This window comes from Leptospira sanjuanensis (genome assembly GCF_022267325.1).
In the GTDB taxonomy this organism is placed as follows: domain Bacteria; phylum Spirochaetota; class Leptospiria; order Leptospirales; family Leptospiraceae; genus Leptospira; species Leptospira sanjuanensis.
This window is the reverse complement of the sequence record NZ_JAIZBG010000001.1, coordinates 1,098,130-1,114,984: the sequence shown is the minus strand read 5'-3', so window position 1 is coordinate 1,114,984 and position 16,855 is coordinate 1,098,130. Positions and strand designations below refer to the sequence as shown.

General features: G+C 45.8%; 10 protein-coding genes and 1 pseudogene. 1 reads left to right on the top strand and 10 read right to left on the bottom strand.

Annotation, left to right across the window (positions count from 1 at the left end):
- Window positions 1-324: 324 nt before the first annotated feature.
- The 7 genes from LFX25_RS05100 to LFX25_RS05070 all read right to left on the bottom strand — a co-directional run bounded on the left by LFX25_RS05100 (window position 325) and on the right by LFX25_RS05070 (window position 9,070).
- Complete coding sequence (locus tag LFX25_RS05100; RefSeq protein ID WP_238729279.1) at window positions 325-2,307, bottom strand: HD domain-containing phosphohydrolase; 1,983 nt, start codon at window positions 2,305-2,307, stop codon at window positions 325-327.
- A gap of 164 nt (window positions 2,308-2,471) precedes the next feature.
- Window positions 2,472-3,866 carry a flagellar hook protein FlgE gene (flgE, locus tag LFX25_RS05095; protein ID WP_118955493.1) on the bottom strand — a complete coding sequence of 465 codons (1,395 nt, stop codon included), beginning with the start codon at window positions 3,864-3,866 and terminating at the stop codon, window positions 2,472-2,474.
- A 31-nt stretch (window positions 3,867-3,897) separates the two neighbouring features.
- Window positions 3,898-4,674 (bottom strand): flagellar hook capping FlgD N-terminal domain-containing protein, encoded by a 777-nt coding sequence (locus LFX25_RS05090; RefSeq protein ID WP_238729278.1) that lies wholly within the window; start codon window positions 4,672-4,674, stop codon window positions 3,898-3,900.
- 15 nt (window positions 4,675-4,689) lie between these two features.
- A complete protein-coding gene (locus tag LFX25_RS05085) occupies window positions 4,690-6,303 on the bottom strand; it encodes a flagellar hook-length control protein FliK (protein ID WP_238729277.1) in 1,614 nt (537 codons plus the stop codon).
- 258 nt (window positions 6,304-6,561) lie between these two features.
- Window positions 6,562-7,269 carry a hypothetical protein gene (locus LFX25_RS05080; protein ID WP_238729276.1) on the bottom strand — a complete coding sequence of 236 codons (708 nt, stop codon included), beginning with the start codon at window positions 7,267-7,269 and terminating at the stop codon, window positions 6,562-6,564.
- A gap of 3 nt (window positions 7,270-7,272) precedes the next feature.
- The gene (locus LFX25_RS05075; protein ID WP_238729275.1) at window positions 7,273-8,514 is read right to left on the bottom strand and encodes a hypothetical protein; all 1,242 of its coding nucleotides are present in this window, start codon (window positions 8,512-8,514) and stop codon (window positions 7,273-7,275) included.
- A gap of 4 nt (window positions 8,515-8,518) precedes the next feature.
- Window positions 8,519-9,070: a thioredoxin family protein gene (locus tag LFX25_RS05070; protein WP_238729274.1), complete on the bottom strand. Its 552-nt coding sequence runs from the start codon at window positions 9,068-9,070 to the stop codon at window positions 8,519-8,521.
- A 126-nt stretch (window positions 9,071-9,196) separates the two neighbouring features.
- Between LFX25_RS05070 and LFX25_RS05065 the strand changes: the two genes are divergently transcribed.
- On the top strand, window positions 9,197-9,787 hold the full coding sequence (locus tag LFX25_RS05065) for a DUF1499 domain-containing protein (RefSeq protein ID WP_319936852.1): 591 nt from the start codon (window positions 9,197-9,199) through the stop codon (window positions 9,785-9,787).
- A gap of 195 nt (window positions 9,788-9,982) precedes the next feature.
- Here LFX25_RS05065 and lp30 read toward each other — a convergent pair whose 3' ends face one another.
- The 3 genes and pseudogenes from lp30 to LFX25_RS05050 all read right to left on the bottom strand — a co-directional run.
- A complete protein-coding gene (gene lp30 / locus LFX25_RS05060; protein WP_238729273.1) occupies window positions 9,983-10,825 on the bottom strand; it encodes a plasminogen-binding receptor Lp30 in 843 nt (280 codons plus the stop codon).
- A 316-nt stretch (window positions 10,826-11,141) separates the two neighbouring features.
- Window positions 11,142-14,462 (bottom strand): carbamoyl-phosphate synthase large subunit, encoded by a 3,321-nt coding sequence (gene carB, locus LFX25_RS05055; protein WP_238729272.1) that lies wholly within the window; start codon window positions 14,460-14,462, stop codon window positions 11,142-11,144.
- 42 nt (window positions 14,463-14,504) lie between these two features.
- Window positions 14,505-16,631: pseudogene (locus LFX25_RS05050) on the bottom strand (sulfatase-like hydrolase/transferase); the annotation flags it as partial.
- Window positions 16,632-16,855: the final 224 nt, after the last annotated feature.

The window sequence follows — 16,855 nt, the reverse complement described above, 5'->3', positions numbered from 1 at the left end:
TAGCAAGGAAAATTTTTCAATTGTTCCGACAAACGATCACGATAAATTCCACTTGAAAATCGGAAGCGGCATTTTCAGAAATGCTACTTCCGTTTACAGTGTGCTCTTAAAACTCACTCTACTTTCGATTTGTTTTCCGCGTTAGGGATGTGGAGCGTGCAAAGCAGTCGTCTCGCAAGAGACGACCGAAGGCGTTAGCCTGAGCGCGGAGCAAGCCCGGCCCGCGCCGTTTTTCCAAGAACTTCGTTTAACAATCATTTCGGGCGCGGGAACGCCATAATGAACTTACGCGTCGCAATCGAAGTTGAAACCCGAGCCGTCCGCCTAACGCAAATAACCGGAATTATTCAATCGTTCGTAGACTTTCCCTTCGATGAAGATTTTCAAAAGATCCTGATCCACGTGATTTTCCCGCGCTTCCATTTGCAGAATATCTAATGCTCTTTCAACCGGGACCGCGCGTTTGTAAGGACGATCTTTATCCGTAAGAGCGTCGTATATATCGGAAATCGTCATGATTCTGGATTGAACCGGTATCGAATCTCCGGCAAGACCTCTCGGATAACCGGTTCCGTCGAGTTTTTCATGGTGCGCGTGCGCGATCGAAGGAATCATCTTTAGATCTCCGGTCCAAGGAATCTTACTCAAAAACTGAAAGGTATGTTCCACGTGCGATTCGATTTCCTTTCGTTCCGCGAAATCGAGAGACCCCTTTTTGATCGTCAAAAATCCGAACTCATACGGCGAAATCAAATGCAGATTATCGCCTCCGGTGGTGGAATAATTCACCTTGGCGATTTCTTCGAGCATTTGAAAATTAGATTCCTCTAATATAGACGGCTCATTCGAATTGACGACGATCTGAAACATCTGATCGAGTTTTTGATATTCGACTTGAAGTTCGAATTCAAGGGAGGTTTCGTAATCCGCAAAACCCGCCGTTCCGTGTTTTTTCAGATAGTCCGTTTTTTTCTGCAGAATTCTTGATTCGATGTCTTTTTTGATGTATTCGAATCTCCAGCGGATCAGTTCGAGTTCGTAGTCTTCGAGTTTTTTCGATTTAACGAGAACCTTCTCGCGGACCCCTACTTTTCCGAAGTCATGAAGCAAAGACGCATAACGTATCTCTTTGATTTGTTCTTTCGAAAATTTTGTTTCGGCGTATTTTCCGTGTCCGACCCCGTCCACCGTTTCGGCCAATCCGACCGTTAAAAGCGCCACTCGAAACGAATGACCGCTCGTAGTCGGATCCCGGGATTCGATCGCGTTTACGGAAGCGGTTACAAATCCTTCGAATAGCGTTTCGATTTCCTGTAAAAGATTGTTGTTCTGAATCGCCACGGCCGCTTGTCCGGCGACGCTCATCACGAGTTGCGCCGAATAATCGTCAAAGGGAAGAACGTCCTTCCCTTTCATCTGCTCCACGGTCAACTTCTGGTTGAAGTTTCTCTTTTTATTGATGAGCTGTATGACTCCCACGACCTCGTTTCTGTGATTCTTCATTGGAACGACGAGCATGGATTTCGTATGATAATTCGATAATACGTCGAAGTTGCTGTTGAACGTATATTCCGCGTCTTCCGCAAGATCATACACGTCCGGTATGTTCAGAATTTTTCCCGTGGCCGCGACGTAACCGGCGATACTGGATTTATTGATCGGAAGGAGGAATTCTTCCGTATCGATATCCATCGAGGAGATTTTAAACCGAAGATTACGGATAAAGCCGAGCTCGTCCTTTTCCACGAGATACAAAGAACCGGAATCCGCGACTGCGATCTCTCTCGCACTGAAAATAATCTCCCGAAGAAGTTTGTTGAAATCCTTTTCGTCCGCGAGGCTGATTCCGATCCGAGTAAGTTTGGAAATCTCATACTTGGTCGTATTGACCTTGTGCTGCAAATCGAACTGGTCGGTGATCATCTGCAATTGCGTGAGCGCATTGAGAAACGTTTTGTTCAAAATCAGATCGGAAGAAGATTCCGGAAGAACGGAAAAAATCAGATCTTCTTCGATTTTCAATTCTTCGGAGTGAGCGTAATCCAAACCGTCGTTCAAAATAAAACGGCTTAGAATCAATGGATTGCTCTGAAACTGTTTGTGGATTTCCCTTTGCGTTTCGATGAGTTTCGGAACGGTGAGATAGAAGATAACGTTCAAAAACCCGATGGAATCTCGGATGTTTTCGGACTGAAAGAATTCGGAGAGATCTAAAAATTGTATTTCTAAGCGGAGGGCGAGCGGGTTCAGTCTTTTAGCGATGGAACGGGAGTCCGTAACTATGTATTTAGGAAACTTCTGACTCATCCTACCAGGAACCAATGAAACTGTACTGGAAATATAGTGGAAAGAGAATTTTTCCTCCGATTCGGCAAAAAAAAGAGAACGATTCTATAACTTGAAACTTGCGGAATTCATCCCCTCTTCGGCTCAATGGAATGGACCGAAGAGGAAATCAATCAGAAAGATTCTTAACGTTTGAGACCCAAGACTTCCTGAATCATCTGATCGGACGTCGTGATCGTTCTCGAGTTCGCTTGGAAACCTCTTTGAGTCACGATCATGTCCGTAAACTGATCGGAAAGATCCACGTTAGACATCTCTAAAAGACCCGCGTTGATCTTTCCTCTTCCCTGAACCCCCGCCTCACCGATGTTAGGTTCTCCGGAGTTCATGGAATACGCGAACATGGTGTCTCCGGCCTTGTCCAAACCGGCCGGGTTGTTGAATACCGCGGTCGCAATTCTCGCGAGAGGCTGACGTACGCCGTTCGAAAATACACCCGTAATCGTTCCGGAGTTGTCTATGGAAAAGGATTCCAGATATCCCATCGTGTAACCGTCTTGTTTCACCGCTTTAGTAGTGAAGTCGGAGGAGAATTGGGTGATTCCGTCCACCATTCCCGCTTCGCCTAAATTCAGATCGAAGCTTTGAACCGCGGGATTTCCGGCGATTCGGAAAGAAACCTTCGCATTCAACTTACCGCTGTTCATCGAGTCCACGCCGTCGGAAACGTAAACGAGTTTTCCGTCCGGAGTGAAGCCGAATTCAAGCTCCGTGTTTCCCGGAAGTTGCGTGTTTTGTCCGCCGGTTCCGGAAACGTCCGCAGAAAGCTGAGTCGCATCGGTCATGCTCAGTCGAGCCTTCCAAGTGTTATCGCGAACCTTGTAAAATTCCATCTTGAATTCTCTTTGAATCCCTTGGTCGTCAAAGGTCTTAATCGTAGTTACGTGCCCTCTTCTCATCTTCGGATCCGGATCGTTGATCATAGCGGTGATCTCTTCCTGAGTCGCGTCCGGAGGAACGGCGGGAGCGGAAGAATTCAAGTTCGATTTGAAATCGATCTGAGAAGTCGCTCTTGCCGGCTCTTTGGAATATACGGGAATGATAATATCTTCGATGGACGCGGACGAATTGATGAACTTATTTCCTTTGTCGTCGAGTCTTGAATTCCAACCCTGAACCTTGAGACCGTTTGCAGGGTTTACATAGTAGCCGTTTTTATCGAGGTTAAAAGCTCCGGCTCTCGTATAGAACTGTTTGTCTCCGTCTTTCACGATAAAGAATCCTTCGCCGGACATTGCCACGTCCGTATTCTTACCGGTTGTCTGTAGAGAACCTTGCGTCATGATCTTATCGATCGCCGCGATCAAGGAACCCAAACCGACTTGTTGAGGGTTCACACCTCCGATATTCTCTTTCGGTTCGGAAGCTCCTCTGAGTTCCTGAGAAATCATATCCTGAAACGTAACACGCTCGGTTTTAAAACCGTGAGTGTTCACGTTGGAGATGTTGTTTCCAATGACATCCATTCGGACCTGGTGGTTCTTAAGTCCGGATACACCGGAATAGAGTGACCTCATCATAAAGCTGTTACCTCGATAATCCTTTGTTTATTTATTCGTATGAATTGCTTTTATCTTTGCCGGGAAATTTCCAGTCCGAAGGTTTTACTTCGGTCGCGGTTTTGTCCTTCAGCTCGGGCGACCGCTCCGCGTTAGCCGAAACCGATTCGCGCTCCCTTTTTGCGGAGTCAGCGTCCGAAATCGCCTGAGGTGCGTTAGGCGCAATCGTCTCGGCTCCGGCAGCCGTCTGTGCGCCTGCTGCGGTTTGCTTTGACGGTCCGGTAACGGTTTGATTCTGTTGAGCCTGCGCTTGATTGTAAGCGGCTTCCTGTTCTTTCAAAACGGTCGGGTCGCTGATTAAGGAAATTTGTTCCACGTCGATCGATCTACCGTTTACTCGAACGAATGTCTTTCCTTCTCCGTCGAAAAAAAGAGCGCCCGCAATTCCGGCGACGTTCTCACCGTTGACGAAGTCCGGACCGGAAACGAGTTTTCCAACAAGAGAAAAACTCTGACGGTTCCCCATCTTTTGAATTCCGGTGGAGATGTTGTTCATCTGTTCGAGAGAAGAGAACTGCGCCATCTGTGCGATGAAGTCCTGGTCCTTAACCGGGTTGGTCGGATCTTGGGATGATAATTGCGTTATAAGAAGTTTGAGAAAATCGTCCTTGCCGAGAGACTTTACCGTGGAGCGAATCTCGATTCCTTTGAGACCGTTCTTTTCTTCCCGTTCCAAATTATCCATGTGGTTCCGGATATTGAAACTTCTGTCTCCTTCGAGATAACGATCTCTGGTTGCTTGTTGGCTAACGCCGGCTGCTTCTGGCATGATTTCCTCCGAGGCCTATACTTTCAGATCGAGCAGTTTCTCGGTTTTCCCTTCGGTTTTTTCAGAAAAACCATGAGACTCGGAAGAATTTTCTTCTAGGGAAAGTTCGTCTTCTTCGTAAAAAGATTTTTTAAAGTCGGAGTTCCATTCCTCTCCGAACGCGGCTTGGAAAGAATTAGGATCTTTTCCGTTCTTATCGGAATCGCCGTTGAACGCGAACGTTTCCTCTCTTTCTTTGACTTCGATCACGAGCGACTCGAGTTCGAGACCGTTCGCTTTGAGATCCTGTTTCAAACTCGCGAGATCGGCGACTAACTGCTGTTTGACGGTTTCGGATTCGACGAGAAGTTTTCCGCGTACCAAGTCCTTGTCCGTGGAAATCGAAAGGGACATTTGCCCGAGGTCTTTCGGATTCATGCGGATGCTCGCTTCCGTTCTTCCGTTTTCAAGGATCTGCACTCTTGCGGAACGGATCAGATTTTGAAAGTTATGTTGAACGTCTTTTTTCGATAAAACGCCCGCATCTTTGGAAAGGGAGAATTCTTTGTTGAAGGTTCCGTTGTCTCTCGAAGCGCCGACTCCGGCGGCTCCAACACCTTTTACAAGAGAAGAATACGAATCCCCTCCGTTGCGGAAGGATTGTTCCTGACCTTGTCCGGATTTTCCGGAAGAATTTTCGGCGAATTGATTGAGAACTGCGGTTTTAATTTCTTCTCTTGCCGCGGTCTTCAAGTTCATGTAAGAATCCGTTTTTTTATCCCGGCTGATCTTCCATTTTTCGGAATCGAGTGCGAGTTCTTTGGAAACTTCGATTCTCGCCTCTTCAGATCCTTTCGAGCCGTTCTCTTTGTTGGAAAGATTTTTCACATTTCCGTTTTCTTTGGATTCTTTTGCGTTTGTTTCGATGTTTCTTGAAATTTCGGAGGATGATTTTGTTTCGGATGATTTAAATGCTTCTTCGCGAATCGATTCTTCCCTTTTAGAGATCATCGGGCGTTTGATCTCTTTCGAGTCTTCATAGAGAGGCAAGGTTTCTCCCTGCTCTTCCGGTTGAAACGCGGATCCTTCCTCTATCGCTACTTCGCTTAACAATTCCGAAGATTCTTCCGTTGCAAAAAGGGTCTCGATCAGCTCGCTCGTAGAAACCTGTTTTGATTCGAGGGATTCGGTTGCGACGTCTTCCGTGATTTGTGTTTGTAGTTCGTTTATGATTGCGGATTCGATTTCAGGATCGACCGTTTCGTTCGGTTTCGCTTCCGCAACGAGAAACCAAGGCAGCGTCGTTACGTTATCCGCTTCTTCGATCGCTTCGAACTCGTCTTCCTCCCGAGCGACTTCTTCGTTTTCCGTTTTAACTTCTTCTTTGGAAGCAACTTCTTCCGTGTCATTCTTGTCGGAAGATTCGATTTTTTTTTCTTGGGGAGCGGGAACTTCGGACTTCGAGAATGCGTTCTGAATTCCGGTCAGAGTTTCGTCCAATCCCTTCTGCGCGGAACCTTGCAGAGATTTCATAACGTCGAGAAAGGAATTTTTTCCGATCGGAGCACCGAGGGTCGGAAGACCTGGGGTTTGTTCCGTATATTTCTGAGGTTTAAATTCTGTTAGAGGAAGTTCACCGGAAATGTTCATACTGCGCTCCGCAGTATTAAAATCGATCTTTCACGGAATTCCTTGACGGTTTTTTAAATTATCTTCTTCCCTTTTGCGATTATGTCGCGAAGAAGAGCGGAATTTCCGAGGGAGAGTGTGGGAACTCCTGCGAGTAAGCAGGGTTACTCGGAAAGATGTGGGAACTCTTACAAATTCTGTGCGCGTTTCCGTTTCCGAAACTGCGGTAGGATCTCCTACTTCCTATATCGAATTCTTGAGAAATGTAGGATCTCCGCTTCAACGAAAATTCACTCGAATCGGATTCAACTCCGCCGACAAAACGCAAATCCGCGTTACAAACTTTCCCAAACGAACAAAGACCTTGCGTCGAGTCGCGACCGGAATTCCGTCCATCTCCCGATAATCCGTCGTAAGATGTGCGCCGATCGCCCAAGGTCCGATCACGTCGGCGGTGTAATCGTTGCGTATTAAAAGACCTTCTTCGTTGAAATAATAGGATTGTTTTCGGCAGTGAGTGTGTATGGATTGCGGGAACTCCGCGTCGATTCGAAAACCGTCGATCAGAGGAACTTCCCGAACTCCGAATTCCTTGAGTACAAAAGGAACGCTGAAGTATTGAGTCATCGCATATCCGAAAAAATACGCGGCATCCAACGGATTCCAGCGTCTGTATTTCCGGAAACCTCGGAACGTTTCTCTGTAATCTGGAATCTCGAATTCGAAATCGGTTTCTTGTATATAAAAGATTCCTACTTTACCGTTTTGGAATACGATTTTTTTACCGGCGGAAGGATATTCCAAAAACTCGGCCGTGAACGATTTGGGATAAATTTTTAGAAAGTTCGGTTTCGCGAACGTTTTGCCTAAACCCTTTCGGTTAGGAATCGGCGCGCCGAGATATTTCAACTCGAGTTCGAATGAATCGACGCGATCCCAGAGTTTCCAACCGCCGTAACGATCGATCGCTTTTTCTAAAAGTCCCAAAGCCTACTTACACGACTTTTGCTTTTGGATCATATCCTTTAAACGGGATTCTTCCTCTTGTGTGATATTGTGTCGTTTTAATACGGCTTCCGCGACCGTTACCGAGCCGGAGTCCTTGTTCGCACATTGACTGAAGAATTCGATCGCTTCCGCTCTCGTGTTTTGATTCTCTTTCCCGAGACGGATCCGATGCAACTCCAAACGTTTCTCTTTCGTCGACAAGTCCACGATCAAATAATCGGAATAACATTCCTTGATGAGATGATCCGGCAAATCCGTGATCGGACATTTCTTCTTGGAGCCGTTTTGTTTTCCGTTTTCGTGATTCGATTCGTTTACGACGCGATCCACCGCCTTTTGCGCCTCGGAATTCTCCCTTGTGGGATTCGGAATCAAGGCGGCGGTTTTATTTTCCTCGGATTTTGCGGGTTCCGTTTTTTCGGGAAGAACCATTTTGTTTTCCGCGACCGGCTCCTTTTTCAAAAGTCGATCGAAGAAATAGTCTATCATAAAAATGGAATATTTTTGAATCTTATCCTCGTCGTGAAAACTTAGCACCGCCTTCTTCGCCGTTTTGGAAACGTTTAAAATTTCGGCCTTGTTCGCCTTGGAAGATTCGAGTTGTTTGACCGTGGAAGCGAGACTTTGATGAAACTTCTTTCGATACGACTGATTCCAATTCAAAGCCGACTCTTTCAAAATATCTTGAAACAGGGAAAAACTTCGGTCCCTTTCTTTTAATTTCTTTTGCACCATTTCCCGGTAGAGTTTTTTCAAGTCGTCGCTTTCTTTCTTCGGATGTTTTTCCGGAGTAACCGCGGTTTGAGGAGGATCGGTTTTCTTCTCCGAATCGAACCAGGTATAAACCGTGTTCAAAACTCCGTCGACAACGGATTGAAAAATATCCCCTATGAGCGAAGTCGGCTTCGCTTTGTGATTTTTATCCGCGACGAGTTTACGATAGATCAATTCATATTCGAGATTTCTACTTTTCTGAAGTTCGTCGTATTTATCGGTAAGATTCTTTTTTAAGATTCTCCAATCCTGATAGAGATCCCCGCTTCGTTTTAAAAAAGGATTCAATCCGGTAACGGGAACGTTTTCCAGAGCGTTTTCATTCTTTTTAAATTCCTCGCGAAAATGATCGAGGGCTTTCGTTTCGATTTCGCGATAATGTTCGCTGATTACGTTCGCGTCCTGGAATTCGGCGGCGACGGGAGTATGATCGGGTGTGATTGCAGGCAAGAAATTACTCCTTCCACTTGATGGAGCAGCCCATCGAAGGCATCTGATTGATCGGAGCGGGATTTCCCTTTACGAGTTGATGAACCGCGTATTCGAGTTCTTTCCGGGAAACCTGTCTTTCATTTTTCCAGTTGTCGTCCATTCTCCCGTGGTAAAAAAGTTTTTGCTCGCTGTCGTAGAGATAAATATCCGGCGTGCACATTGCCCTCAATTTTCTCGCGACTTCCTGCTCTTCGTCCACGAGATACGGAAACGGAATACCCCATTCTTTGATTTTTGCGAGCATCATTTGGGGAGAATCATCCGGATAATCTGGATGAATGTTCGGATTGATCGCGACCGTTCTTACTCCTAAGGAAAGAATCTCGGTGGAAAAACGAATCAATCTCGGCCAGATCGCCTGCGCATAAGGACAATGATTGCACGTAACGACGAGCAGCAAACCGGTCGCGCCCGAAAGTTTTTCGGAGGAATAAATCGTTCCGTTCGGGTCGGGAAGCTGGAAGGATGGAAGCAAACTTCCTAAGGGTACTTTTTCAGATTCAAGAAGAGACATCGTTTTCGTCTTAGAGTGAAATCCTCCACATTTCATGAAATTATTTTTTTATAGAAATCGATAAGATTTTTACAAAAGAATACAAAATTCTTTCGCCAATTTCGTTTTTCCTGATACTCTTCCTTTATGACAAAATGTGCATCTTCTGATTTTTCCGTGATTCCTTCGCTTCCAAGCGGAGTACAACCTAACGCGCGTAAGTCGAAAGTAAGTCACGGGAATCGATTCGTAAAAAACGGCGTTCATCGGCATTCGAGTATTACCGTGCGACTTTCTCGTTTCCTCTCCCTGTTTTCCATTCTTCTTTTCATTCAATGCACTGGGACAAGACCTATAACCTTAGGGATTCAAAACGGGAAACTCGGGCCTTGTCCGGAAACTCCGAATTGTGTGAGCAGTTTTGCACCTGCATCCGATCCGGAACATTTTATTCAACCCTTGACCTATTCGGGAAATCCGACCGATGCGAAAGCAAAGCTGAAGAAAGTGATACTGGGAACGGCCAGAACCAATCTTATAAAAGAGGAAGACAAATATCTTTACGTTGAGTTTACGAGTTTGATCTGGAGATTTGTGGACGATGCGGAATTCGCATTCGACGCAAACGCGCCTTTGATCCACGTTAGATCCGCTTCCCGTCTCGGAAAATCGGATTTAGGGGTCAATCGCAAACGAATCGAAACGATCAGGGCGCAGTTTTCCGATTCGTCGAATTGATACTACATCGTCTTGTCGTTTCCATCGGAAACGTTTCCGATGGAAAAAAACAACCAACCTTGACCGAAATCCGATCAACATTCAAGTATATGCGAAGTTCGTGATATGAACTATTGAGTAAGATTCGTGAAAAAAATAAATCGCGGAAATGCGTCTATTTCGAATTCAAATACGCCGAAATAGACGCGATCAAATTTAGTTGCCTAAAGCGGCTCTCTTTTTCTCCGCTAGAGTTTTCCAATACCCTTCTTGATAAGTTTTGATTAAGTTTTCGTAGAACAACTTTTCGGCATTTTTCTTATCGACCGTCCCGCCGTAAAAAAACTGCTTCAATTCATCAGAATTCATTTTCTGAATAAACTCTTCTCCGGGCTCTAAACTAATAGCAACCTTATTGCCGGAAAACAATTCCGTGAGACCAGCCGTATCATCCGGAATTCCGAAAGGGTCATCCTTCATCGTAGGAAAAACTCTTGCCATCAAGATCCCACCGAATGTGATTTCGCCAGCTTTCGCCTTAATCGGAAACGCTTTAAATGATTTAGCCAAATTGAGAGGAAAATCCTGCACAACGGTTTTTCTACAATTCTGGCCACAGCTTATTTCATAGGAATAAGCGATTCTCGTGATAAGATATTCTTTTGTTGGATCAACGGAAAGCAGCAGATAGAATGGCGAAATATATCCTACTTTCGATTCGAAGTAATCCACCGAGTCACGTTTTTCCACAAGGACTGGGCTGTCATTCGGATACGGATTGACGCTGACAGGATTTTTAGCAGCGTCTTTGGAAATAATTTCGGAGAATTGAACCCCGGACCTACCAAGATCATTAAAGACTCTGCCTTTATCCTTACTAAACATATCCAATAGATCGGTTTGTTTTTCATTATATACATAGAGGCCAAACGCAACGAGCCCGTAAGTTTTCTTGTCTTTATCCGTTTTTGGATTATTCACTCGAACGACTTCTGTAGAACAGTTTACTAATAATAGAAATAACAAAATTAACAGGTATTGATTTCTGAATTTCGACATTTTCTCTCCTTTTTTACAATATAAATTTAACAAGGAGAAAAGCCAAATCTTTTGAGATAAATCGAACGCTCATTTATCACGTTTCGCATTAAGAAATTTTATATAATTTTAATATACAACATTTACGTTTACAAACCAAATCATTCGCTAAAGGTCTCAATAAAAACGAAAAGGCTTTCATCCAAATTCAAGCTGCAATGCCGAATATTAATCGATACGCGTAATTAGAAAATATGCAATTAAAAAGGACCACTCGATGTTGAAATAAAAAAGGCCCGGAAATTTCCGAGCCCATAATAAAAAATGAAAATGTATTTTAAATCGTCTTCGGCATCGCGTGGATTTCTTGAAGAGAATGGATCGTAAAACCCTTGTTCTTCATCTCCACCATTCCCTTGATGAGCGCCTTTGCCGCGTTAGACGTCGTTAAGCAAGGAACCTTAAATCGGATCGCGGCCTGACGGATCGTAAAACTGTCGTCTCTCGTCACTCTTGAAAGAGGGGTGTTGATGATGAGATGAATCTTATTCTCCCGAATATAATCGAGCGCCGTCGGGAAGATTCCGTCGTAAACCTTGTTGATCTTGGAAGAAAGAATCCCGTTATCGGAAAGAAATTTATGCGTTCCCGAAGTAGCGATCAGATTAAAGCCGAGTTCCGAAAGATCCTTGATGTAGGAAAGAAGTTCGGACTTCGTTTTATCGTTGATGCTTACGAAAACGGTTCCTTGCGAAGGAAGTTCGTCCCCCGCCATATACTGCGATTTTAAAAACGCTTCTCCGGCAGTGGAAGCGATTCCCATCACCTCTCCCGTAGAGCGCATTTCCGGACCGAGGATCGTATCCACTCCCGGAAACTTATTGAACGGAAGTACGACTTCTTTCACCGAAACCTGAGAGAACGCCATTTCTTTCGGAAGCGGAAGACTCTTTAGCGGTTCCCCCATCATAATGCGGGTCGCATATTTTACGATCGGATGTCCGAGCGCTTTGGAAACGAACGGAACCGTTCGGGAGGCTCTCGGATTGACTTCGATGATGTAAAGAATTTCGTTTTTGACCGCGTATTGGATGTTGATCAGACCTTTGACCTGAAGTTCGAGCGCGAGGTCCACGGTCGCTTTGCGGATTTCATCCATCATCTTTTTGGAAAGCGTCTGCGGAGGAAGAACACAAGCCGAGTCGCCGCTATGAACTCCCGCTTCCTCGATGTGTTCCATGATTCCTGTAACGAACACGTCCTTGCCGTCGCAAAGAGCGTCCACATCCACTTCTATTGCGTCTTCCAGGAAAGAATCGATCAAAAGAGGTCTATCTTTGGAGATCTCTTCCGCCTTTTCCATATAGCGGTCGAGTTCCTTCTCTTCGTTGATGATGAGCATCGCGCGTCCGCCGAGAACGTAACTCGGACGAACCAACACGGGATAAGTGATCTTCGATGCAATCTCCCTCGCTTCTTCCATAGAAGTTGCGATTCCGCTTTCCGGAGAATTCAGTTTCAATTTTTCTAATACTTCAACGAAACGTTTCCTGTCTTCCGCGCGGTCGATCGAATCCGGACTTGTCCCGAGAATTTTCACTCCCTTCTTTTCCAGATCCTTTGCTAGCTTTAACGGAGTTTGGCCGCCGAATTGGATGATCACTCCTTCGGGCTTTTCGTTTTGATAAATGCGGAACACGTCTTCCAAGGTCAACGGCTCGAAGTAAAGACGATCCGAAGTATCGTAATCGGTCGAAACGGTTTCGGGATTGGAGTTGACCATGATCGACTCGACTCCCAAATCCTGAAGCGCATACGAAGCCTGACAACAGCAATAGTCGAACTCGATTCCTTGACCGATTCGGTTCGGACCTCCTCCGAGAATCATCACGGACTTAGCCGGAGTCACGTCGGATTCGTCCTCTTCATCATAGGAAGAATAAAAATACGGAGTATAAGCTTCGAATTCTCCCGCGCATGTGTCGATGCGTTTGTAAACGGGAAGAATCTTTTTGGAACCGAGTTCGGCTTCGATCTCGTCTTCGGATTTTTTGAGAAGATTTTGAATTTCGGTTTTTTTCAGATCGACCCGAAGACCCCCGTCGAGCAAATCCAGAATCTGCTTTTTATTCTTCAGAAAGGAAAGCTGTCTGTTGGAAAAACCGGCTTGTTTCATCTTGGAAAGAACGGAATTTCCCTTTTCGGAATATTCTTTCTCCAATTTGAGAAGGTCTTCCATCTGCCACAGGAACCAGCGGTCCACCTTGCAGAGGTCGTGAATCTGATCCACGGAATAACCTTCGTCAAAAGCGAGTTTGATGTAAAAAATACGTTTGTCGTTCGGACGTTTCAGAAAAGAATCGATCCATTCCTTTCTCTGATCCGGATTTAGACTTCTTGCATATAATAATTCTTGAAAGTATCCGTCCGAGCCGAAACCGTAACGATCGATCTCCAAGGAACGAAGAGCCTTTTGAAAACTCTCCTTGAACGTTCTTCCGATCGCCATCGCTTCTCCGACGGCCTTCATCTGAACGCCGAGCGTATCGTCGGTTCCCGGAAATTTTTCGAAGGCAAAACGAGGCACCTTTGTTACGACATAGTCGATCGAAGGTTCGAAGGACGCGGGAGTAACTCTTGTGATATCATTCTTAATTTCGTCTAACGTGTAACCTATGGAAAGAAGAGCCGCGATCTTTGCGATCGGAAATCCGGTCGCCTTCGAAGCAAGAGCCGAAGAACGGGAAACCCTCGGATTCATCTCGATCACGATCACGTCTCCGTTCGCGGGATTGACCGCGAACTGAATGTTGGAACCGCCGGTTTCGACTCCGATCTCGCGGATGATCGCAATCGACATATCGCGCAGATTTTGATATTCCTTATCGGAAAGGGTTTGCTGCGGAGCGACGGTGATGGAATCACCCGTGTGAACTCCCATCGGATCGATATTTTCGATCGAACAAATGATGACTACGTTGTCCGCAAGGTCGCGCATGACTTCGAGTTCGAATTCTTTCCAACCCAGAACCGATTCTTCCAAAAGAACCTGGCTGATCGGCGAAGCCTTGAGCCCTTTCGATACGACTTCTTCGAACGTTTCTTCGGTGTAAGCGATCCCTCCTCCCGTTCCGCCGAGCGTAAACGCGGGACGAACGATCAATGGAAGTCCGAGTCTTTTTTTGATTTCGTATGCGTCTTTGAGATTGTTTGCGAGACCGGATGCGGGAACTCTTACTCCGATCTTTTCCATCGCCTTTTTGAACAGTTCCCTGTCCTCGGCCTTTTTGATCGCATCGACTTTGGCGCCGATCAGTTCGACGTTGTATTTTTCCAAAAGCCCGGCGGTGTTGCAGGCGAGAGCGAGATTGAGAGCGGTCTGACCTCCGACCGTGGGAAGAATCGCGTCCGGCTTTTCTTTCTCAAGAATTTTTTGAACGACCTGAACCGTCATCGGTTCCACGTAAGTGGCGTCCGCAAGATTGGGGTCGGTCATGATCGTCGCGGGGTTTGAGTTCAGTAAGATAACGCGAATCCCTTTTTCTTTCAGGGCTTTTGCGGCTTGTGTTCCGGAGTAATCGAATTCACAAGCCTGACCGATTACGATCGGACCCGATCCCAGGATGAGTACGGAACGGATATCTTCTCTTCTAGGCATACTAAAATTACAGATTTTTAGTTTAACCCTATCCTTCAAGCATCAATTTGACAAAGGTAGTAAATACTCTCCCGCTTTCTTGAATTTTCCGGACGCGAGAAGAAACGAAACGAGAGAATCCTTCAAGGAAGAACATTCGGAGACGGAGAGAGGTTTCACGTTCCAAGGATCGGCGATCCGATCGTAACAACTCCATTTCACCCCGTCTTCGGAAGGCGCGTAGATGAGTTTGCGGTTCGTATTCTGAAACATTCTATGTTTGGAAACGATCACGCTTTCCTTCGCGTAAGAATCACCGATCGTGATAAACGGAATCTCCCCGGCTTCGATCGAATGCAAACGAAGAATATTGGGATAGAAAATTCTTTCCTTTTGAAAAAAATGATCGCCGAGGTCGCTGAACCAAATCCCGGTTTCCCCATAAATCGATCGCGAATCCTTCCAAGTTTGCGCCGTCAAGGCGACGGATAAATCCCTTCCCGCACGTTTTTTCAGTTCGTTTCGAAGCTCGTTTTGAACGGGAGAATTTTCCATCGCGTTCGCGACGAACGAGATCAGGGTCGGAAACAAATCCAAAGAACTGCTGATCCCGGCAAATTTTTTGCCCGCGCCTTTGTTGTTCGGAAATTTAATCAGAAGAGGAATATGGGTCACCCCCTCCCCTCGCAGATGTTCCCCGTGTCCGTGACTGTGATCGGCTTCGAAGAGCGCTTCCCCGTGATCGCTCGTCAAAACGATCAGCGTCGAATCATACAAACCGTTTTCTTTGAGATGTGTTACGATCTTGCCGACCGATTCGTCGAAGGAAGCGATCGCGCCTTGAAACAAACCGCGGATCTGTTCCTGATCCGGTTTTTCCAATTCTGAAGAATCGCTCGGGTCCACGAATTTAAAATATTTAAACTTTCCATAATATTCAGAATTTGTAAATTCTTTGTAAAACGGATATTGCGGACTGAACGGGAAATGGGTCACGGAAGAGAAGAAGACCGTAAAAAACGGGTTCTCCTTTTTTTCAAGCGCGGGCCAGAGATCGTCCAGGATTTTAGAATCATCTCCTAAACTCGGAATACCGCGGAGCGCGGCAAAATACGGACCCGACTTGGGCAAGGAACCCGTAACGATCGGAAGCAGAAAACTCTGTGTTTCCAAAATTCTCTGGGAAGTCAGAGTCCCGGCGTGAAACATCGGAGCCTTTACCGATTGAAATCCCCAATCCGCTCTCGGAAAAATATCTCCGGCAAAAGAGGACACAACCTCGGTCCGATATCCGAGCCGCGATAAAAGTTTCGGAAGCGTACGGGAAGAAGTCCGGTTCAACCCGGATCGATCTTCCGCGTCCGGGAACATATCCTGAATTCCGTGAACAAAACTCGGTTGGCCGGTCAACAGATCGGCCCAAGCGGGGAACGTCCTCGGAATCGTAGTATGATGATCTTGGAATATTACGGAATCTTGAGATAACGAATCGATATTCGGGGTAAGTCCGCGTTTTCCGAGCGAGTAACCCATCTTGTCGTGCCGCAGGCTATCGGCGCTCAGAATCAGAATGTTCGGAGCGTTTTTGGAAACCGGAGGGACTTGCGGTTTGACTTCCTGATTTACGTTCCAAGTCAAAAGGATCGCGAACAATGCCGCGGCGCTTCCCGCAAAAGCGGTAACTTTTACGTTCGAAACCGCGAACGTAAAAAGAAAAGCGATCGAAACAAGAAAAATTCCGGGCACGCTTCCCAGACGATGAAAACAAATCAAAAAAACGAAGAATAAAACGAAAGAAACAAGTCGGAAAAAATCGCGGCGCAAAATTAAAGAAATGGAATATTTTATCGTGCAGGCCAGGAGAATCGAAAGAGCCGCCGCTTGTGGAACGATCGGAGGAACCCGATCCGTCAGAAAGAACAAAAAGAATCGCAGAGACGAAAAACGGTAAAAGAAAAATTCTCCGTAGAGCTGAGGATAAAAGATGATGGAGTGACACCAAAGCAAAAAAACGAAAACTCCAAAAATCCAAACTTCTTTAACTCCGGATTTTTTAAGTTCGCCGCCGAACCCATTCTTCCCTTTTTCCGCAAACCAAGGCGACGACAAAAGCAGACCGAGCGCGCCGAACACGATTCCGCTCGATAATAAAATTTGAATATAATCCTTTAAGAATAAAGGAAGGAAAGAGACGAACAGGGACTTGAATTCGGAAAGATCCACTCCCATAAACTGAAAGGAAGTGTTCAAGAGCAAGGTAGCGAAGGAAATTCCCATACCGATCACAAAAAATACGAGATAGAGGCGAATCGTTCTTTCGGTCGTTATGGATTCGATAATCTCACGCGTTCGAGTCGAAAAAATTCCTTCGACTGCGATTTTCATGATTCGGAGAAATTTCATATTCAAAAACT